Origin of the sequence: Paenibacillus lupini (assembly GCF_011761355.1) — a bacterium.
GTDB classification, from domain to species: domain Bacteria; phylum Bacillota; class Bacilli; order Paenibacillales; family Paenibacillaceae; genus Pristimantibacillus; species Pristimantibacillus lupini.
The window spans coordinates 254831-275487 of the sequence record NZ_JAASRW010000008.1; the positions used below are offsets into that span (position 1 = coordinate 254831).

Here is a 20657-nt window from a genome sequence, read left to right on the forward strand (position 1 = left end):
TTAATCCTCCCCCAGCTTAATCGCCTGATGAATTTTGAGACGCGAGAGCATATAGCCAAGAATTATGAGCCCGATTAGAATGGTCGATCCTACAAAGATATAAATGCGAATCGAATCGATTGGATCCACCATGACGCGGAACGGCGGCACCAGCTTCTGTGCATCAAAGGCATTCTGGAATAAAGGAACAAACAGCCGGCTCGTCGTAAGCCCCGTCACCAATCCGATCACAATCGCTGCTCCGGATGTAAGAGCCTGCTCAACCGTAAGCATCCCGATCAATTGACGAAGCGATAAACCCATCGCCCGCATAATGCCGTTCTGCAGCATTCTGCCACGAAGAATTAGCGTCCAGTAGAGCAGGAAGCCCGCAAAGCTAATCACAAGCGAAATAATAAAACCAAGGGTTAATGTCCCGTTGACGGCCATCAGGAACGGATCCGACTTCGCGGTATTCAGCTCGCTCCTTGTATCTTTGATATCTACTATTCCTAGATTCTTATCTTCAATATCCCGGTACAGTGAATTGATGCTCGCACCTGGCTTCATCTTCAACCACACCTGATAAGGCTCCAGAGACAGATAGGTCTGAATTTGTAAGCGGCTGGCCACAATAAGCTTCGGCGCTGGTGCCTCAGCATCCCGAGGGTTCGGATTAAAGCCAGGGAAATAATCAACAATGCCATAAACAACAAATGGCTGCATGTCGATATTTTCCCACCCGACCCAGATCGTATCTCCGGGCTTCAGTTCCTCCTGATCTGCCAGCGTCTTCGAGATCAGCACCGCGTTCTGCGCGGCTGCCATTAAGTTCAAATAATCATAATACGGATAATCAAGCAGGTCATCACGGAACCAGGACGTCTCTCCGAATTCATCGGAGTCGATCCCCATGAGCTTCACCTCGCCGGAACCTTTTTCCGTGCTGTATGAGGCATCATTACGAATATATACTTTTGCCGTACTCTCTACACCTGCCAGCTTGGTGTATGGATCAAACGGCGGTTCTGAGTAATGAATGACCGGAGCAGTGAGCGTTACACCTGCACCTTGCTGCGGTGCTCCTCCCGGTACCTCAGGCGGCTTATCGTTCGGCCAATTGGCCTGAAGCACAACGTCCGCACCATTCGCATAACGAATACGGTCATCCGCATTATGGTTGATCGTACGAGCGGCGCTCGCACTGAACATCCCCGTTGCAATCGTCATCATCAGGAACACCATTAAGAACTGGTAGCCTGCGCTCGAGCGTCCAACCTGAATAAGTGTCGCGTACATGGAAGGCGGCCACCATTTGCGTCCGATCCAGTAGACTAGTCTTAAGAAATAAGGATAAACACGCAGAAGCAGCATACCCGCACCAAGAATAAATAAAGCAGGCACCGCAAATTGCAATGGATCAATATGCAGCGCTTCATTATCGAGCCCAAGGGTTTGCAGCGTCTTCATCCGTTCACGGAATACTCGAAGGCCGTACAAAGAAACAGCAAGGGCAATAACATCAAGGAACAGCTTATGCCAAAACGGCGTTTGCTGCATTCTAGCCATTTGCTGCTTATGACCAACAATCGTTGTTCTTGTCGCGAAGATAACCGGTACAAGCATAACGATCAGGGCAATAACCGCTGCAGCTGCTGCATAGAGGTATACTTCACTATTCAGATGGACGCGGACCCCGGAACGTTGAACGAAGGACATGAATCCATTTGAGGAACCAAGCACCTTCGTCAGGAACAACCCAAGCGGAGGTCCCGCAGCAACAGCTATTGCGCCAAGAAGGACATATTCCACCAAATAAGAGAGCATGATTTGCCATCGGGCAGCTCCACGGCTCCGCAGAACAGCGATCTCATTCTTTTGCCGATTCGTGATTAGATTCGATACCATAAAGACATATAAGCCAAGCATAGCCAGCACTGGCACGTTAAGCGACCACATCAGAATGCGTAAATTTTCCGAGCTCTTGAAGTATCGCTCAATGACATCCACATATTGCGCTTCAAGCGTGTAATGATAGCTTGATTTTACTTGTGCCTTCAACAGCGCAGCAGCCTGTAAATACTGATCAATATTGTTAAGCTCAAAGTCCTCATACTTCGGCACGATATGCCAGGCATTCGAATTCACAAGAAGGCGATGCGTCTGGATAAATTCCTTCTGAAGCACGTCGCTGTTCAGCACAAGGGAGTTGGTAAACGACCCCAAATCCGGTGATAGGAAGAAGAGATCATCATCTTCCTTCTTCGTGATGACACCAACCGGCTTCACGCGGACAGCGGTTTTATTCAGATCTTCAAAAACAAACGTGGAATCCAGTACGGTATGCAGGTTGTTTAATCCTTTTTCCGTAACAAGCACCTCATAGACCCCATCCACAGGCTCGTTTGCCGGCATCCGTCCGTCAATCAGCTTAATATGCTCCTCCAGCCCATTCACGGCAACCAGACTGGTCCGGTACACTTTCTTCTTCTCATCCGGCGGAGGTGGAAGCTCAGAACTTAGGTCAAAAGAGGAAGTCGTCATATCCATTGTTTTCTCGAGCAGGGCAACCGGATAGAGCGGAAGCACTTTATTATTCATAAACCGCTCATTCGTCTGCATCTGCTTGATACGTTGCTCTGCATTATTGACCCCGATATAAGTAAATCTCATATTCATCGTGCCCGGGTAGGAGCTTAGCTTCGAGTTTTCCAGCTCCTTCACCAGCATACGGGACAGAATGGCTTCGGTATAAGTCGGAATGCTGGAGACCAAGCCAACCGTAATGACAAGTCCGATCAGCAAGCTGAGCTCCAGCCATTTGTTTTGCGTCATTTTACGCACAATCATGGACAATAAAGCCACGGGTAAGCCTCCACTCTGCAAAAAATATAAATTGAATTAGTTCAGAACGATCGTTTGGCCTTCCTTCAGCCCGCGTAAAATTTCCACTTCTGTCGATGATTGAATGCCAACCTCGACATCGACTTCCCGTAATGCTTTCCCCTCAAGTACCCGGACGAACGTACGTCCCAGATACGAGCGCAGTCCACTTTTTGGTATAAGAACGGCGTTCTTATGCTCTACTAATACAATAGATACATTCGCGCTCGAACCAATCTCCACTCCCTCGGGGAGTTTGTCCACTGTCGCATATAAGGTGCTGGCATATCTTGATTTCAAATCTGCATCAGTCGTCACAGGAGCCGATGCAGGGGTCTGTACGACTTTACCGGTCGACTCATAATCATTACCTGCTGTAATAACAGCACTCATTCCTACATCTACTTCACCAATACTGCCTGCATCGGAAGAACGGTAAGCAAATCGCAGCTTCGTTGGATCAGCTACTCTTACAAGCGTCTGATAGGGCTGAACAAAATCACCCTCTGCAAGCTCTTCTACAAAGACAACCTGACCGTTCATGGTTGCCCGCAGCTTACTCTGCTCATCGGTCTGCTCCAGCTTCGCAAGCTTCAGCTTCTCAATCTCCAGCTGCAGCTCGGCCATATGCCTTTCCTCTTCGCTGCCGCCCTGCTTGGCCTGTTTCACCGCATAGCTGGCGCGCTCTACCCCCAGCTTCTGCTCCAGCAGTTGTACATCAAGTCCATCAACAACCAGTTCAGCAAGCAGATCGCCCTTTTTCACTTCATCCCCGGACGAAACATACAGCTTATTCAGCCTGCCGCCTTGGGATTTGAACTGAGCGAGCTCGCTGTTCGTCGATTCGAAGATACCGGACCCTCTTACTTCACGGCGGATATCTCCCATCTTCACTTCATCCGTTGAGTAATTCTGCTCCGCAGGCTTCACCAGCGGCGGCTTAAGCGGTTCCTCCTCGTTAGGAATAAGTGAGCATCCAGCAAGTAAGGACAAGCTAACAAGCAGTGACATCGCCAAACTATAGTTTCGCAGCTTCAACAATGGTCCCATCCTCCAATTCATAGACTTCATCCACAATTTCCATAATGGCCGGGTCATGTGTCGTCATGACGATTGTCATTCCCTCTTCCCGTACCAAATTACGCAGCACACTTAAAATATGTAGTCCTGTCCGGCTGTCAAGCTCCGCAGTTGGCTCATCTGCAAGCAGCAGCTTTGGCTTATGAGCAATTGCCCGGGCAATTGCTGTACGCTGCTGCTCGCCGCCGGACATCTCGAACGGACGGTGATGCATCCGCGGCTTAAGCCCGACATAGTCGAGTGCTTGCAAAGCCGCTTCCTTCCTAGCGGAAGCAGGTACACCCGCAATCCGCATCGCAAACTCCACGTTCTCATAAGCGGACATGAGCGGAAATAACGCAAAGGATTGGAATATCAGCCCCATCTGCGTTCTGCGAATATCTCCACGTGCTTTGTCTGACAGCCCGCTTAATACCTGGCCGTCAAAGTTCACGGTCCCTTCTGTCGGTAAGTCGAGTGCCCCTAGTAAATTCAGAAGTGTTGTTTTACCAGAGCCCGAACGTCCCTTCAAGGCGACAAGCCGCCCCCGCGCAATTGATAGATTAACGCCCTGCAGCACAACTGCAGCGCCGGTACCGCGGCCAAATGTACGCTTCAAACCCTCTACTTGGAGCAAGGTCTGCTCTGCTGTGAACGGCTCATATTCCCTAGCGTACTGGGGAGAATCTGTCATTTTGCTCAACCCCTCTTCTTTCTTTGGAACTGTTGATATTCGTCTATGATGTAACCGCTGTCAAAATTCGTCGTCGCCTTGGATTTTACAGGAACTTACAGAGGGTGTAAATGCCATTTTTATAGGGTTTATAGCAATGACCATATAAGACGTAAAAAAGAGCATACCCCGGGTCAATGTCATTAAGTTAAGTTTCTATCTTAATGACATTGACCTAAGGCTGCTCTTTCCCAAACTATCCCTTCCCAAGCCTCGTGCAATAACGGAAGAAAGGCTTCAGATTCTCCTGTTGCAGAAGCGGAACGGCCACTTCAATCTGATGGGTCTCCCAATCCCACCACTTCACTAGCATCAGTCTCTCAATAACATCAGGCGGAAACCGGTACTTGATAATGCGCGCAGGGTTACCGCCAACAATCGCATACGGAGGAACATCCTTCGTCACCAGCGCATGTGTCCCTACAATGGCCCCATGACCAATGGTTACCCCGGACAAGATCGTTGCGTAATGCCCGATCCAGACATCATTACCGATCGTAACATTGCCGTTGGTCTTGGCTCCCTCCGTAAAGTGCTGCGTCATATAAGCGGTAAAAGGGAACGTCGACACCCACTCGTAATGATGGTTGCCTCCCAAAAAAATCGTTGCCGTGTTCGACACGGAACAAAACCTGCCGATTGTCGCAATCGTATTTTCCGTCCACGACAATACGATAGGCGTGCCCATCGTATAGGGGCCGATAAACAATTTATTGTTAACCTGGCGAGGTGGCAGCATATCTAATATATATTTCATGTTGCTCACTATTTCATCACTCTCCGAGATGTCATCATATCTGGCTTCATGAGCAGTATATTCATAGAATGTTCGTTCCGTACAGGCTATACCCGGCAGGCAGCGGCGGATATATGGCTGCAGCTCGCATGCCTTGTCACGACGGGATGGGATTAGTATGATTGGAGTATTAGAGCTGAAATAGAGAGGAAGGTGAACAGCCATGAAATGGAGTGCAATAGAGCAGCTTGGGGAGCGAAGTCTTATCCTGCTGGATCGGATGAATGACTTCTCGGAAGAAGACCCCTTGTATGCATTTGCCTTGGACGAGCTGCTATGCAGAAGCACGGGACGTGGTGGACCAGCTGTCTGCCATGTGTGGCGCCACCCGCGCGCTTTCATCATGGGGCTGCGCGACAGCCGTTTGCCAGGTGCAGGGGCTGCCCGTAACCTGCTCGAGACAGCAGGCTGGGCAACTGCGGTCCGTAATTCCGGCGGAGCAGCTGTGCCGCTTGATACAGGCGTCGTTAATCTGTCACTCATTTTGCCAAAGAGTAATGCAATGGATTTCCACTTTCATAACAACTTCGAGCAGATGTATGAGCTGATTCGATTAGCCCTGCAAGGATCCGGCAAGTCGGTGGACAAGGGCGAGATCACTGGTGCATACTGCCCAGGCGACTTCGATTTGAGCATCGGAGGATATAAATTTTGTGGTATCGCTCAGCGGCGGCAAGCGCAGGCCATTGTTGTCCAAGCGTTTATTGTAGCGGAAGGCTCAGGGGCGGAGCGCGCCCGCCTTGTCCGCTCGTTCTATAATCAGGCAGCTGCAGGCGCTGATCCAGAACTTTACCCACTCGTTGTGGAAAATAGTATGGCAAGCCTCGAGGAGCTCGCTGGGCTTGGCTCGGAGGCGGCACATGTCTTCGCGGATGCCGTGAAGCAAGTGATTGCGGATGCCAAACGTAGTGCTGGTATCACTGCCGAAACCAGCCTCATCCTGCCTTCCGCCGAGCAAATCCGCGAGATGACAGAGACTTTGCATAATCGTTATGCGATATAAGAAAAGAGAGCATCTCACGTAAGGAGATGCTCTGCAGGAGTGAAGGCTGTTCCCTCGTCATCTTGATGACTTGGGAGACAGCCTTTACTTTTTACCACGCTAACGAACCCTGAGATGCTTATTCGACTAAAAACAGCTGCTTCACAAAGCTAACGAATCCTCGTATCGCTATTTGTCTATTTGATGGTAATATGAGCAGCTTATCCAGTGAATAACGTGATGAGGATTCGTTACAATTCTAAACCTACCCATATTGGGCAAATAGCGTGATGTAGATTCGTTAGCCCTGTCTCACTCCACAATTTCAAGCTCTTCTCCAAGAAGCTCTACGAGCTTTGGAATAACCGAATCCTTGAATGATTGCGGATTAGGAGTGGAAATAGTGAGCACCATACCGTCGCACTCTTCCTCATGCTCTTCGGTAAAGTTAAGGAAGTAACGGTAATCCTCCACTTGTGTATCAGGATTAACTAATGCACAGGTAAACCACCAGTCAGTCAACTCGAATGACTTCACGATCTCTTCTTGTGTATTTGCCCGATACCACAAGATGTTTTTCAAATAAACTGGGCGTTCATAAGGCAGCAGCCAGGCCGAATTGGCAGCCACCAATCGGCTATTCACGAAAGCCTGTGTCGTTGGATCCTGATCCTCCAGCGTGTAATTCCCCTGCTCTTCGTATACAACATACCCAATCTTCTGCAGCAGCTCTTCATTTAATTCCTCTATAGGAACCTGTCTAAAGTAAGCTAATAGCTGATCCATTACAGACTGATTGCCCTTCGGATCACGCTCGGGAGCATAATGCTGTAGCAGCACTTCCTTTACTTTTTGACTAATCTTCTGATCCCGATCATCAATGATATCCGCATGAAAATTTAGAGCAGAATCCTGAATGAGATCATCCTTATGCGGATCTTTATCCCTGTCCCAATTCGTATAGGAGAAAAGAATGTCCATCGATGGTTCATGAAAGGCTTGAATAACTTTCGCCATCTTTTCATAGGCCTCTGGCCCAAAGCCTAGCTCATATCCCAGCTCTAAACGGAATGGATAAGTATTTAATGCCAGCTTCAACATTTATTCTCCTAGTCTGTTCCCGACTTATCACCGATCATCTCGAGCAGTGCTAACGGAATGGGAAACTTTTGGTCGTCAATTTGCAAGAGCCTGAACTGTTCCTCGGCCTCCTGCAAATTCCCTTCCTTGATTTCGCTCATCTCCTGCTGCAGCCGTTCCATCTGGCGGTCCAGAGCCGTTACTGAGTCTGCGGCAGCCTTCAGCTCCTGCACAAGTCGATCCGGCACAGCCTCGTTGTATTTGTAGAAAATTTTATGCTCCAAGCTCGCCCAGAAATCCATCGCTATCGTCCGGATTTGTACTTCAATACAAACCTGCTCTACACGGTCGGACAAAAAGACAGGAACCTCGATCAGCATATGCATGCTCTGATAGCCGTTTGGTTTCGGATTCTTGATGTAATCCTTCATCTCAAGAATCTTCAGGTCGGATTGACCCTTGAGCATATCCCGAATGAGATAGATGTCCGAGATAAACGAGCATGTAATACGAAGTCCTGCGATGTCTCGGATATTCTCTTTAATACTAGGCATCGAAATATCCAGGTTTTTGCGCATCAGCTTATTCATTATACTTTCCGGCGACTTCAACCGGGATTTCGTATGCTCGATTGGGTTGTAATCATGAAGCATCTGAAATTCCTCTTTCAGAATTTCAATCTTCGTCTCCATCTCGTCTAATGCAAATTTATAAGTCATCATAAACCGCGTGATCATTTGTTTCAGTTGGTGGAATTGTGATGTGTTGCTGAGCAAATTCATGTTCTTACCTCCTGCAGGCGGCGCAAATTTTTAGCGGCCCGTCGTATACTCACCTATAAGTATACCGTCCACGCACCAGCAATCGCAATTTTTGTGCCTCCCGCTTCCCCCACCCTCCATTAATTCGCGTAACACTCACCATTCTTACAGCCATAAGAGTAGACTTCCCCAGTATCAGGTGAGGTGATATCTTTTTCATCAAAATCAGACGGTACCGTTGCATCGAGTTTTTGTTTTAAAAGGTAGGCCATCTCGGTGGATAACGCTATATCCTTTGTTCCTCCAATTGCAAATCCCGACTGACCCTCATATGCAGTCAAAATCCAACTGCTTCCGTCGCTTCTCTGTGCTTTAATGATATAGGTAAAAACTTGCTCGGAGTTTGTTGACCCATTATTGGGTTCACCAAATAATGTAATCAGGCTCCCCCGATATCTTGCTATCTCTTCGGATTGATAAGCGATTCCGAGAATTTTTGATGTTCCAGAATCGTTACCATCCACTTTAGAAAATGTGACATCTTTAATCAAACTTGCAGACTCCTTGATCCCATCCTCAATGGCCTGATATTCTCCATTAAGTATAAATTTCCTTGTAATCTCTCCAGTTCGAGGATTTACATGAAACCCTGCATCAGGAGAATGAGTAAGTTTATTTACGATACCTACGATGATGTGATTTCTCTCATCTCTTCCGGTAATCATCATTTCAAGATCCTCATTATCCTCACACCAGGAATAACAATCATTTTTTACAGCTTGTATGATCTCATCACTGGAGAGTGTCTTTTGATCTTCCCCAAAATATGAGACAAGAAAAAATACACAGCCTGCTACAGCAATAGAAAGAAGTATGGATTTTCTTTTATTCATAAACGCCTCCACTGATCCCGTTCATATCGAACTGATACTATGTAGATTCTTTATGTAATTAAAAATCCCTTTCCAAAAATTAGAATTAGGCTACAGCCACTCACCTTTGGCAACTAAGAACACTTTGCCGCCGATTCTAATCTCAAATTCCCCGTTGTTTTCTGCAGCATCAATGAGCAGCAAGGAATCTCGTCCAATGGAGTAACCTTGCTCGACCCGAAGCTGGATTTGGCTCTTGTTAAAAACCTTGTGCGTCAGCAGATAGCCCGCCAGATTACCATTAGCACTACCCGTTGCAGGATCTTCGTAATACCCGGTGTCATTGACGAAAACCCGGACGTGCAGATCATTCGTCTCATGAAGTGTCTCTTGCGTAACCACAAGAATATTAGCGTCTGCTGCTTCCTTGAGAAACCGCTCAAACTTCTGATGATGAATAGCGCAGCGCTGGGCAGCCTCAAGAGTTCTCACAGGAACAATAACCGCAGGCAGACCTGTTGAAACCACTTGAATGGGGAAGCTCGTGTCGATATCCTCAGCACTGATCTGTAAAACTTCTGCGATAAGCGATGGTTTAATGACATCACCAAATTCCGGCTGCTTCTGAGTCATCCATAATACCTGCTCTTCTCCCGGTGAGAAGGTCACTGGGATCTGCCCCACCCCAAGATTCAAGAGAACAGGATCATTATTCCCCTTCTCAAATACATGCCGGATGACATAGGCCGTGCCTAGTGACGGATGACCTGCAAACGGAATTTCTACATCAGGGGTAAAGATCCGTACATCATATCCTCCATCCGTCTTTTTATCCGACATAATAAAGGTAATCTCGGAGAAATGAAATTCTTTTGCAATCTGCTGCATTTCTGAATTTGAGATCTCGCGATCAGGCAGCAGCACAGCAAGCTGATTTCCCCGATACTTCTGCTCAGCAAAAACATCGACCATATAAAACAACATAACGACTCTCTCCCCGCTTATAAAAGATAAAAAGAACGCCTCGATTCTTCCACCCGGGTACGTCCTTATGTATTGCTGCCCTACAAGCGCTCCAGTCGGCGAATCGTCTGGTTCACGACCTCGGAGAGAACAAGACCAATGGCGATCGTTCCGGAGATCATAAACGCTTTGACGCCAAGCTGAACCGCAATATCATACTCGTTCTCCACGACCTTGCGCATCGCATCATAAGCGATTCCGCCCGGTACAAGCGGGATAATACCCGCTACGCTGAACACGATAATCGGGGTCTTGTACAGCTTCGCAAAGAGCTGGCTGATAATCGCCACGACGATGACGGCGATAAGTGTGGACGGGATGGCTTCCAGTCCCATCTCCGTACAGGACATATATAGCAGCCAGCCGACCATCCCAACAATGCCGCATTGGGGCAGCATCTGCCGGGGTGCATTAAAGATAAGGCCAAAGGCCGCCGCTGAGATAAAGCTCATGATAGCTTGTTCGATCCATCCCCACGACATGCTTGTCCCTCCTTCACCTTAATAAAATGATAACGCAGCTGCGATACCAGCACCAATCGCAAAGGCGGTCAGAAATGCTTCTACCCCTTTGGACAAGCCCGATACGAGATGCCCCGCCATCAAATCCCGTACAGCATTCGTAATATGCAGCCCTGGCACAAGAGGCATAACGGAAGCAATAATAACCGTGTCCAAATCAAGGGCCAGCCCGCTCTTCACCAGCAGAATAGTCAACCCGCCAAGCAGCAAGGACGCTGCGAACTCAGCAAACAGCTTAGCTGGCACAAGCCGGTGCAGCACCACCACACTTCCGAAGCCCAATCCACCGGCAAGAACAGCCGCCATAAAATCATGCCACTGGCCGCCGAACATAATCAGGAAGCAGCCGCTGGCAAGAGCAGCGACCAGCACCTGAAGCCAGACTGGGTAGGCAAAGGGTAACTCATCAATTTCCGTCAGCAGCCGGTGAGCTTCACTCACATCCAGCTGTCCCCCGCTAATTCGCCGCGAAATATCATTCACAAGCGACACCTTGCGCAAATTGATGGAGCGCTCCGAGATCCGAATCAGCCTCGTTGTTGGTACGGAGGCATCCATTGCAAACAAAATGCCGGTAGGCGTCACATAGCTCTGCGCATCCGCAATACCATAAGAGGCGGCGATCCGCACCATGGTATCCTCCACTCGGTACGTCTCGCCGCCGTTTTGCAATATAATTTTGCCCGCAAGCAAACAAGTCTGTGCAATCAAATGATAGGAATTAAGAGGCTGCTCCATCACAGTGGAAGTCATGGCCATACACTCCTCTACAAATCTTACGTTGCAGTCGTCAGACTGTCCTTCTTCTGAACATGCTTGATGAGTGCATGCTTCTCCCATGCCCGGCTCTTCCAACGGAAGAACATCGCAAAGGCACGAAGCCATTCATCGGCTGCGATAGCCAGCCATATACCTGGAAGACCCATATCGAGCTTGAATACAAACAAGTAACCAAGCGGCAGGCTCATGCCCACCATCGATACCATACCCACCCATAGTGGGTATTTCGCATCTCCAGACGCACGAAGCGAGTTGACCAGAATAATGTTAATCGTACGGCCAGTCTCAAGTATCACGCTGTAGAGCAGCACTTGAGTACCCAGACGAATGATCTCTGGGTCGTTCGTAAACATATTCATAAGTGGTTCGCGGAATATCATCACAAATGCGATCATAACGGCACTTGAAGCAGACGCCCAGCCTGTGCTGTACCATACCCGGTGATAAGCGTCCGTCTGGCGCCCTGCACCTATCATCCTGCCTACAATAATAGACGTTCCTGAACCAATCGAGAAGGCCATCAAATAGATAAACATCGAAATATTCGCGGCATACTGGCGGGCAGCAAGTGATTCCTCGCCAAGGAATGTCGCATAATACAGGAATACCATCTGGCAGCCCTGATACATAACCTGTTCAAGAGCGGATGGAATACCGATTCTTAATATTTTGCCAATATAGGCCTTGGATAATGTGAAATAATATCGGATCTTCACTCTAACTTCCATAATGCGATACATCATCCAGAAGAAGACGAGCAGTGCCAGAGCTCTGCTGATCACCGTCGAAATTGCCGCACCGTGCACACCCATCTCTGAAAAACCAAAGTGGCCGAAAATAAGGGTATAGTTGCCGATCAGATGAACAATATTCATCCCAAGGGATACGAACATCGCTTCCTTCGTAAACCCATGCACCCGAATAATAGCAGATATCGAATTAATAAGCGCCTGCAGGAAAATGAACCCGCCAACAAAGGATAAGTACGTCTTCGCATGCTCCAGCACCTCGCCGTGCAGGTTAAGGCTTTGCAGAATCAAACCATTAAACACAACAAATACGATACTCATTACGAGGCCAACCGCAACGTTAAGCGTAATGCTAAGCGCCGAGATTTTGGCTGCTTCCTTCATTTGTCTCGATCCGATATACTGCGCGACAACAATTGACGCACCGTTACCAATAACCTCGAGGACGAGGAGTGCGATAAATAAATACTGATTAGAGGCTCCGACGCCGGATACCGCATTATCGGATATCGCGCTCAGCATAAAGGTATCCGCAACACCCATTAGCATAAATAATAATAATTCCAGGAATATGGGCCAAGTCAGGAAAAATAAATGAAACTCCTTGGATGGCCTCTCCGCTTGTGCGGCTGTCATGCTGTCACCTCTTCTATTCTGTCAAAAATCCATTTATGCCAGCTGCATGAGTACCATCACTGCCGCACCAGCTGCGACAGCTTCTTCCTTGAGTACACCTTGTGAGAACAGTGGCTTATATTGCGGGTAATAATACGTGTGGCTTCTAGCAACCTCAACTGCTGTTTCAAACACACTCTCATGAGCATTTATGAGCGCTCCCCCGAGAATAACCTGCTCCGGATGCAGCACATTAATCAAATTGGCCAAACCGATACCGAGGTAAGCGGCTGCCTTCTTAAATTTCTCTTGAACAACCGCATCGCCGGCTGACAAAGCGGAGACCAGCAGCTCAAAGCTCCACGGTTCGTTTTGTTCTCGAACCTCATTCTCAATGACATGGACTGATACAAAAGACTCCAGCGCACCGTCAATAGAACTGCCCGGATTAGCAGGATTACCAGCCTGAATAATCATCCGGCCAATAGCCCCTTCCATATCGGTCGCACCATAGACGAGCTGGCCATTCGACATCACGGCTGAGCGGAGGCCGGCGCCCACATGCACGTAGAGCATATGCTGGTAGTGCTCGCTTCTAAGCGCCCAATGCTCCCCAACCAGCGCTGTATTAGCGCCGTTATCAAGCAGAACAGGGAAACCGAGGCACTCCTCCAGCCGCTCGCAGATCGGGAGATTATGCCAGCCTTGAGCAGGGAAATAGACGGGATCTAGAATCAAACCCCGTTCACGATCAAGCGGACCTACCGCACCAACGCCCATTCCAACAATGTTTGATTGCTCAAGTCCATGCTGCTTCATAAACTTCCGAACAGCGGATTGCACCTTGCTCATAAACACATCCGGCGTCATGCTCTCATCCATTTTCCAACGTATGGCTGACAGCCTGTTCATATGCATGTCGTACAGCCCCATCGACGAATAGATCCGCGAAATTTCAAGCCCAAACAAATACCCATAGGTTGGATTCGTTTCGTACAAAATAGGTCTTCTGCCGCCAGTTGAGCTGCCACGTCCACTCTCCTGCAGCCGCTTATCGGCGATCATATCATCGAGCAGCCGCGTCATTGTGCTGCTCGACATATCAAATTCCTTCATCAGATCTGCCCTGGATACAACGCCCCGCTGCGCAATATAGGTGTAGACCCGGTTGGTTGGTGTTTTGTTAATGGACATAGGACTCCTTCTTCTATCCAATCATTATTCGGATTAAAGCTGCTTCTCTACGCCATCCATTCGATGGCTCTGTCGAAACTCGGAAGGTGTCTCCCCATACTTTTTGCGAAACAGCTGGGAGAAATGACGCATATCTTGATAACCGATCCGCTCGGCAACATCTGCGAGCTTCAGCTTCGGATTAAGCAGCATTTGTTTCGCCTGCTCGAGTCTAAGGCCGATGACATATTCTTTGAATCCTGCGCCGGTCTTCTGTTTGAACAGCTGACTGAAGTAGACCGGATTCAAATAAACAATGGACGCCACCTTCTCCAGAGACAGATCGGCGTGGTAATGCGTACGAATATATTGCAGCGCGACCTCTATCGACTGATCGCTGCCGCTGGCATAATGCTCATAGACCGCCGTTGATGAAGCTTGGCGCATCCGCTGCACCTCGCCTGGCACCGCATTAATATCCTTGATAAGGTCTGTATGCATAATTTGAAACGGTACACGCAAATATTTGATCAGATGAGCGCGAAGCTCCTCCAGAAGACCCGACATTGTCGCACCTTCCGGAAGGGTAACCAGACCAAGAAGACTTTTGCTGTCATAGATCGTGACGAAGCCTTGACCATACTTTTCAATCAATTCGCCAAGCACGTTCTCAATCATGAAATGTTCAAGCTGAACAACCTTGTCGCTCTCCATCTTCACCATAATGAGATGATAATTGGAGTAGCTTTCCATAAATGGTGTCATATCAAATCGGCCGATATCAAGGCCTTGAGCCCAGCGCTGGAACACTGCTTCCCGCAAATAATTGCGGTTCATCTTCAGAAGCTCTGCTTCCTCCATAAGCTCCCGCTCGCGCTCAATCTCGCCGCTTATCTTCTCGATCATCTCGACCAGCACTTCCTTGCCGATCGGCTTCAGCAAATAATCTTTTGCTCCTAACCGTACCGCCTCTTGTGCATAGCTGAATTCCGAGTAAGCGGAGATCACCACCCACTTCACATGTGGATAGATGGTGCGGGTCAAATTCATTAATTCAAGCCCCGTCATCCCCGGCATCAAAATATCAGTCAGTACAATATCAATTCGCTGCTTCCGCAGCTGTGCAACTGCCTCTTCGGCATTTACAGCCAGAAAAGTGCTGTAAGCCGGAAACTTATTACTTAATGTCCGCTGGATGCCTTCCCGTATGACGGTCTCGTCATCCACGATTAATATGTTCATCGCCCGATTGACCTCCTCTAGCAGGTAGCGGTATTGCGATAATAACCGTCGTCCCTTTTCCTAATTCACTTGTAATGCGCATGCCATAAGGCTCACCGTACATCAACACAATACGGCGATGCACATTTGGCAAGCCAATACCTCTTCTTTCCTTGCCTTCCGGCAAAGGATAGTTTCGGTTAAGGCCCGAATGCTGCAGCATCGTCTGCAGCTCTTTCAAGGCGCCTTCCTCTATACCAACTCCATTATCTTCAATGACAATCCGCAGCTCATTGGCTTCCTCATCCGCCACCGTGTACACCCGCAGAAGTCCAGGACGGTCAAGCGGTTCAAGACCACTCTTCACCGCATTCTCAATAACAGGCTGAATCGTCATCTTTGGAACAATGGCATCAAGCCATATATTGTCTACCTGAATCTCCGTGCTGACGCGGCCAATAAGACGATTCTCAATAATCGTCATGTAATGACGCATTTGCTCAAGCTCCTGGCGGAGTGTTGTCTTCGAGGCTTCTTCCCAGTCACTACTATATCGGAACATATGCGACAATGATAAAATAACCCTGCCCAGCCGATCATTCTCACGCTCGTCCAGCATCCAATAAATCATATCCAGCGTGTTGTACAGGAAATGCGGGTTCACCTGAGATTGGAGCGCCTGCAGCTCTGCGTTCTTTTCACTTATAGAGGAGAGGGTTATGCGTTCAATCAGCTCATCCATTCGTAATACCATTCGATTAAAGGAAGATACCAGGCTGTTGATCTCCTCGAATGACTTGACGTCCACCGAACCTCTAAAGTTACCCAGCTCCACCTGCTTCATCTCTCTGATCAAGAGCTTCAGCGGAGAGGATATATTCCGCGAGATCAAGGTTGCCAGCATAATCGATAACAAGATAACCGCGATAATGACAGCAAGCAGATACAATCTAGTCTGCACTAATTCTTCGCTTATGTCTGCTTTCGGCGTCAGTCCAAATACCGTCCATTCCGCTACAGCAGTTTTTGCAGCAACAATTAATTCATTGCTCTTATTATCAACAACGATCTCATTGCCTTTTGGTCTAGGCAGCCCATTAAAAGAAGGAACCACCTGCGGCTCTCCACTATTTGGCTCCATCGACAGATCGTCCTGATTTTTATCCGTCGATGCGATCACGTCATTGTTCTTATCAACAATAAATACCCGGCTGTTCGGACTGATCGAAGCATTAGATAAGGCGGATAGAATCGGATTTGGATCCGACTCAATTAAGACAATACCAACTGGCTTATAATTGTTAAGATCATATAGCTGACGTCCAAATACAAATACAGGCTCTGGCAGCATACTGTTAATAACCGAGCCCTTCGTCAAGCCAAGCCATACCATCTCGCCCCTTGAATTTTTAAGCTTGCTATACCAATCAGCAGACGTGTAATCCTGATTGACCAGGCCTGCGAAGCGCCGTTCATAATTGTACAGCTTGCCACCGTTGGTCATGACATGGATGCCTACAATATCATCTCGCGAAAAGTATGCGGCTCCAATAATATTCGTAATCGCCCGTTCATTCATGACACTGACGCTTATATTCTTCTCATTGTCTGCTTCCTTGAGCAGTCTGGTCAATTCATAGTTACTGTTAAGCGATTTGGTCACGCTGTCATATCCCTCAAGAAGCAGATCAAATAACCCTACCGTTTGGGAGACGTTCTTTTCCGCAAGATCACTGATTTTCGAATGGATGATCTGGGTTGTTTTCTGATAATAGAGGAAGCTGACCAAGATAAGCAGCGTCATCATCGATGAAAACAGCAATAAAAACAAGCGATTCTGTATAGAATGCATACCACGATAACGTGCCAACGTTAATCCTCCTAAAAAGAATTATCACAAACAGGGCCATATTTCGGCCGTGTGTGATGATTCTTACTTCGTAAGCATAAAATTTTCTTGATTTTTGCTCATTCCCTCATTGTAACACATGGCGAAACGGTTGCGCTGACCTTTGGCCGCACAACCGTTTCGTATAGCAAAATTTTATAATTCCTTAAAATTCAAAAAAGCGGGAAGGGGATTAACCCTTCACCGCGCCTGCTACCATACCTTTTGTAATTTTGTCTGCCAAGAGGAAGTAAATCACGATAACCGGCAGGGCACCAAGGACAAGGAATGCACCGATCGCACCGTAGTTTACCGAGTATTGGCTGACGAAGCTGTATACACCAAACGGCAATGTTTTCAAACGTTCTGTCGAGATAAATGTAGCTGCCAGGATGTACTCGTTCCAGATGTTAATGAAGGTCAGAATACATACGGTCATCATCGGCGGAACCGATACCGGCAGGATGATGTTCCAGAAGATCCGGAAGACACCTGCTCCGTCCACGATTGCCGATTCTTCAATCTCATTAGGAATCGACTTCATAAATCCGCTTAGAATAAATACGGCAATTGGCGTCTGGAATGCGATGTAAGGCAGAATGAGCGACCAATGCGTATTCAGAATATGCATGTTCTTGAAGATAATCATCAGCGGCAGCAGTGTCGCCTGCATCGGGATCATCATCCCGATCAGGAAGATAACCATTACCGTCTGACCGTATTTCCACTTGAAGCGGCTGATGGCAAATGATACAAGCGAGCTGAGGAACAAAACGCCAACCATTGTAATCAATGTAACTTTCAAGCTGTTAAGCAGATATTTAACGTAATTGCCCGACTCCATCGCAGAACTATAATTGCTCCATTGTGGAACATGCGGCAGAGCGAAAAATTGGCCGGACAAAATTTCTTCGTTATTCTTTAACGAGTATATAGCCAGCCACAAGAGCGGATACAATTGGGTGACGATCAGAATTGACAGAAGGATCCACATCAATGTTTTCCCGATCGAAAACTTTCTTTGTGGCTTAATTCTTGGCAACACTGCAGTAGTTGTACTTTGGCTCATGGTCGTATCCCTCCTTCATTACGTGTATTTCCGTTCCAGACGGTTGAATCCATAGTTGATAACCACTGTTGCGACAAGGCAGACTACAACCAGAATGGCTGCAATGGCACTTCCGTATCCATATTTCATCGACAAGATTGACATTCTGTACATATGTGTCGCGATAACGTCTGTTGCGTTACCAGGACCGCCGCCTGTCATAACCATAATCATGTCGAACGATTGAAGCGAGCCGATAAAGGCAAGAACAATCGAGATTTTGAAGATCGGAATGTTCATTGGCAATGTAATATGCCAGTCAGCTTTCAAGCCTTCAGCGCCATCAATTTTGGCTGCTTCATAAATATCCGACGGAATGTTCTGAATACCCGTAAACTGAATGAGAGTGTGATAACCAAGGTATTGCCACAAAGCAACGAAGTACAAGCTGTACATCGCGATATCTGGATCTGTCAACCACTGCTGCGACAAGCTGTGAAGGCCTACCCAGTCAAGTACCTGGTTAAGCATCCCGCCCATGGACGCAGGGTTGTAGATTGTTTTCCAAAGTTGTCCGATAATAACAACCGACAGAATTACCGGCATAAAATAGCTGGATACAAGGAAATTCGGCTTCTTGACGAAGCGGCTAAGTAAGATTGCGACAAACAAAGCGATTGGAATTTCAAGCATAGAGAATACAGCAAACATTAACGTATGGCGTACAGCTGGCCAAAATACAGCATCATGGAATAACAATTTGTTGAAGTTCTCAAGACCAATAAATTTTGATTCGCCGATCCCGTTCCATTCAAGTGTGCTGGTATACAAGGAAACGATGATTGGAACAAATACCAGACAGACATAAAGTATCAAACACGGCAGCACGAACAGCGCTATCGTTAACTTCGAAACCTTCAGTACGTTCATCTCGTGTGCCCTCCTATCTTTTAGCTATTTTTTTAACATCAGTACAAAAGGGGTTCCTGGGAAAGAACCCCTTTCGCACCGTGCGCAGCTTTTTATAGTTTCATCTGTTGTTTAAAGCTTATTTATTGCTTTCGAAAGCCGATTGATGCTCTTTTGCAACTTCAGCCGAATCTTTCTTCTGAACGAAGATGTTTTGGATAGCAGTCAAGTGGCCTTGGGAAGTACCAGGGTTCATTGTGTTATCGAACGACAGGTCGCCGCCTTTAACTTCTTTGAACAGATCCAGTACACTGATCGCCATGTCGGAGTAGCCAGCAGTTTTGAAGTCGCCGTCAACTTTTTGAGCGATACCTACAGCGCCTTTAACAGCAAATGCTTCTTTAGGGAAGTTCAGCATGAAGTAGTTCAGGAAATCTTTTGTTTCTTGCAGGTGTTTGCTGTCTGCAGAGATCGCGAATGCGGAACCTGGAGCAAGCATGAATTGGTTAGGGTCGCCTTTGCCGTTAACTGTAGGGAATTTGAATACGCCTACTTTATCCTTCAGAGCTTCAGATGTTTCGATACCGCCAGTTGCCCACGAACCCATGTAGTACATTGCAGCTTTACCCGTTTTGAAGATGTTCTCACCAGCGTTATAGTCGAACGATGTAACGCCTTCTTGGAACGCGCCTGCTTGAATCAGGTTTTGCATAGCGTCAACTGCTTCAACGAATGCTGGATCTTCGAATGTTTTCTTACCAGCGACAACATCAGACAGGAAGCCAGGGCCGCTGTTTGTGCGAAGCAGGATGTTCATGAACAGGAACGAACCCGTCCAAGTATCTTTTTCACCGATTGCCATTGGCTGGATGCCTTTTGCTTTCAATGTTTTAACGTCTTCGATCATTTCTTCGAATGTTTCAGGTGTTTTTGTAATGCCTGCTTGTTGGAACAGATCTTTATTGTAGTAAACAACGCCGATGTTGTTGCCGTCTGGCAATGCATACAGGTTGTTATCGAATGTGTAGAAGTCAAGAACGCCATCTTGGAATGTATCTTTCAGGCCGTTTTGCGCAACCATGTCGTTCAGTGGTGCAAACAGTTTTGCATCAACGTACGGCTGCATTTGAGCTGCTGGGTTAACAACAGTGATGTCTGGTACTTCTTTAGAAGCTGCTTGTGTTTTCAGCTTTTGTTTTTGTTGGTCTGTATTCAAGGAGTCCAATTCGACCTTAACGTTTGGATGTTCAGTTTCGTATTGTTTTACGATTTTGGCCATCATTTGATTTTTAGGATCAGTTGGATCTGGATAAATGTTTTGGAATGTAATTGTCACTTTCTCGTTGCTTGCTGGTTTCTCTGTAGCAGCGTTAGTTGCACCTGCGTTATTGGAAGGAGCATTGCTTTCTTTGTTGCCGTTGTTATTGCTGTTCGATCCGCAAGCTGTCAAGCTAATCGCCAAGGAACCTGCAAGAACAAGACCTAGAACACTCTTCATATTCATTTTAGCCATTTGTTTATCCCCCTTGTTTGTTATATTCTTATTATCTTGAAATCTGCAAACCCTTACAATGTGTGAACTTAG

18 protein-coding genes are annotated in these 20657 nt (G+C 47.4%); 1 reads left to right on the plus strand and 17 read right to left on the minus strand.

Annotated features, from left to right (window positions below):
* From FHS17_RS24580 to FHS17_RS30965, 4 genes are all read right to left on the minus strand, one after another.
* Window positions 1–2844, minus strand: coding sequence for an FtsX-like permease family protein (locus FHS17_RS24580; protein ID WP_167281098.1), 2844 nt, complete (start codon window positions 2842–2844; stop codon window positions 1–3).
* Between the two features lie 36 nt (window positions 2845–2880).
* Complete coding sequence (locus FHS17_RS24585; protein WP_167281099.1) at window positions 2881–3903, minus strand: efflux RND transporter periplasmic adaptor subunit; 1023 nt, start codon at window positions 3901–3903, stop codon at window positions 2881–2883.
* Window positions 3881–4615 carry an ABC transporter ATP-binding protein gene (locus FHS17_RS24590; RefSeq protein WP_167281100.1) on the minus strand — a complete coding sequence of 245 codons (735 nt, stop codon included), beginning with the start codon at window positions 4613–4615 and terminating at the stop codon, window positions 3881–3883. The genes FHS17_RS24585 and FHS17_RS24590 overlap by 23 nt, the downstream gene beginning before the upstream one ends.
* Window positions 4616–4850: 235 nt before the next feature.
* The gene (locus tag FHS17_RS30965; RefSeq protein WP_208420561.1) at window positions 4851–5411 is read right to left on the minus strand and encodes a CatB-related O-acetyltransferase; all 561 of its coding nucleotides are present in this window, start codon (window positions 5409–5411) and stop codon (window positions 4851–4853) included.
* Between the two features lie 202 nt (window positions 5412–5613).
* Between FHS17_RS30965 and FHS17_RS24600 the strand changes: the two genes are divergently transcribed.
* Complete coding sequence (locus FHS17_RS24600; RefSeq protein ID WP_167281102.1) at window positions 5614–6453, plus strand: lipoate--protein ligase family protein; 840 nt, start codon at window positions 5614–5616, stop codon at window positions 6451–6453.
* 291 nt (window positions 6454–6744) lie between these two features.
* Here the strand turns inward: FHS17_RS24600 and FHS17_RS24605 are convergent, their stop codons facing one another.
* The 13 genes from FHS17_RS24605 to FHS17_RS24665 form a co-directional block, all read right to left on the minus strand.
* On the minus strand, window positions 6745–7533 hold the full coding sequence (locus FHS17_RS24605) for a hypothetical protein (protein ID WP_167281103.1): 789 nt from the start codon (window positions 7531–7533) through the stop codon (window positions 6745–6747).
* A gap of 8 nt (window positions 7534–7541) precedes the next feature.
* Complete coding sequence (locus FHS17_RS24610) at window positions 7542–8294, minus strand: GTP pyrophosphokinase (protein WP_167281104.1); 753 nt, start codon at window positions 8292–8294, stop codon at window positions 7542–7544.
* A 119-nt stretch (window positions 8295–8413) separates the two neighbouring features.
* Window positions 8414–9166, minus strand: a complete 753-nt coding sequence (locus FHS17_RS24615; RefSeq protein ID WP_167281105.1) for a hypothetical protein — start codon at window positions 9164–9166, stop codon at window positions 8414–8416.
* A gap of 90 nt (window positions 9167–9256) precedes the next feature.
* The gene (locus tag FHS17_RS24620; protein WP_167281106.1) at window positions 9257–10129 is read right to left on the minus strand and encodes a PhzF family phenazine biosynthesis protein; all 873 of its coding nucleotides are present in this window, start codon (window positions 10127–10129) and stop codon (window positions 9257–9259) included.
* An 80-nt stretch (window positions 10130–10209) separates the two neighbouring features.
* The gene (locus tag FHS17_RS24625) at window positions 10210–10650 is read right to left on the minus strand and encodes a threonine/serine exporter family protein (protein ID WP_167281107.1); all 441 of its coding nucleotides are present in this window, start codon (window positions 10648–10650) and stop codon (window positions 10210–10212) included.
* A gap of 18 nt (window positions 10651–10668) precedes the next feature.
* Window positions 10669–11442 carry a threonine/serine exporter family protein gene (locus tag FHS17_RS24630; RefSeq protein WP_208420536.1) on the minus strand — a complete coding sequence of 258 codons (774 nt, stop codon included), beginning with the start codon at window positions 11440–11442 and terminating at the stop codon, window positions 10669–10671.
* Between the two features lie 23 nt (window positions 11443–11465).
* Window positions 11466–12854, minus strand: a complete 1389-nt coding sequence (locus FHS17_RS24635; RefSeq protein ID WP_167281108.1) for an MATE family efflux transporter — start codon at window positions 12852–12854, stop codon at window positions 11466–11468.
* A gap of 33 nt (window positions 12855–12887) precedes the next feature.
* Entirely contained in the window at window positions 12888–14027 is a 1140-nt protein-coding gene (locus FHS17_RS24640; RefSeq protein ID WP_167281109.1) for an ROK family protein, read from the minus strand.
* Between the two features lie 33 nt (window positions 14028–14060).
* Window positions 14061–15248 carry a response regulator transcription factor gene (locus FHS17_RS24645; RefSeq protein WP_167281110.1) on the minus strand — a complete coding sequence of 396 codons (1188 nt, stop codon included), beginning with the start codon at window positions 15246–15248 and terminating at the stop codon, window positions 14061–14063.
* Window positions 15226–17097, minus strand: coding sequence for a cache domain-containing sensor histidine kinase (locus tag FHS17_RS24650; protein ID WP_415639876.1), 1872 nt, complete (start codon window positions 17095–17097; stop codon window positions 15226–15228). The genes FHS17_RS24645 and FHS17_RS24650 overlap by 23 nt, the downstream gene beginning before the upstream one ends.
* A 211-nt stretch (window positions 17098–17308) precedes the next feature.
* Window positions 17309–18184: a carbohydrate ABC transporter permease gene (locus FHS17_RS24655; RefSeq protein WP_167281111.1), complete on the minus strand. Its 876-nt coding sequence runs from the start codon at window positions 18182–18184 to the stop codon at window positions 17309–17311.
* Window positions 18185–18202: 18 nt separating this feature from the next.
* Window positions 18203–19093, minus strand: coding sequence for a carbohydrate ABC transporter permease (locus FHS17_RS24660; protein WP_167281112.1), 891 nt, complete (start codon window positions 19091–19093; stop codon window positions 18203–18205).
* Window positions 19094–19211: 118 nt separating this feature from the next.
* Window positions 19212–20585: an extracellular solute-binding protein gene (locus tag FHS17_RS24665; protein WP_167281113.1), complete on the minus strand. Its 1374-nt coding sequence runs from the start codon at window positions 20583–20585 to the stop codon at window positions 19212–19214.
* Window positions 20586–20657: the final 72 nt, after the last annotated feature.

Bases quoted from the DNA above. Each gene is read 5' to 3' on its own strand.
- FHS17_RS24590 (WP_167281100.1), bottom strand. From the start codon at position 4,615: ATGACAGATTCTCCCCAGTACGCTAGGGAATATGAGCCGTTCACAGCA.
- FHS17_RS30965 (WP_208420561.1), bottom strand. From the start codon at position 5,411: ATGAAATATATATTAGATATGCTGCCACCTCGCCAGGTTAACAATAAA.
- FHS17_RS24600 (WP_167281102.1), top strand. From the start codon at position 5,614: ATGAAATGGAGTGCAATAGAGCAGCTTGGGGAGCGAAGTCTTATCCTG.
- FHS17_RS24605 (WP_167281103.1), bottom strand. From the start codon at position 7,533: ATGTTGAAGCTGGCATTAAATACTTATCCATTCCGTTTAGAGCTGGGA.
- FHS17_RS24610 (WP_167281104.1), bottom strand. From the start codon at position 8,294: ATGAATTTGCTCAGCAACACATCACAATTCCACCAACTGAAACAAATG.
- FHS17_RS24615 (WP_167281105.1), bottom strand. From the start codon at position 9,166: ATGAATAAAAGAAAATCCATACTTCTTTCTATTGCTGTAGCAGGCTGT.
- FHS17_RS24620 (WP_167281106.1), bottom strand. From the start codon at position 10,129: ATGTTGTTTTATATGGTCGATGTTTTTGCTGAGCAGAAGTATCGGGGA.
- FHS17_RS24625 (WP_167281107.1), bottom strand. From the start codon at position 10,650: ATGTCGTGGGGATGGATCGAACAAGCTATCATGAGCTTTATCTCAGCG.
- FHS17_RS24630 (WP_208420536.1), bottom strand. From the start codon at position 11,442: ATGACTTCCACTGTGATGGAGCAGCCTCTTAATTCCTATCATTTGATT.
- FHS17_RS24635 (WP_167281108.1), bottom strand. From the start codon at position 12,854: ATGACAGCCGCACAAGCGGAGAGGCCATCCAAGGAGTTTCATTTATTT.
- FHS17_RS24640 (WP_167281109.1), bottom strand. From the start codon at position 14,027: ATGTCCATTAACAAAACACCAACCAACCGGGTCTACACCTATATTGCG.
- FHS17_RS24645 (WP_167281110.1), bottom strand. From the start codon at position 15,248: ATGAACATATTAATCGTGGATGACGAGACCGTCATACGGGAAGGCATC.
- FHS17_RS24655 (WP_167281111.1), bottom strand. From the start codon at position 18,184: ATGAGCCAAAGTACAACTACTGCAGTGTTGCCAAGAATTAAGCCACAA.
- FHS17_RS24660 (WP_167281112.1), bottom strand. From the start codon at position 19,093: ATGAACGTACTGAAGGTTTCGAAGTTAACGATAGCGCTGTTCGTGCTG.
- FHS17_RS24665 (WP_167281113.1), bottom strand. From the start codon at position 20,585: ATGGCTAAAATGAATATGAAGAGTGTTCTAGGTCTTGTTCTTGCAGGT.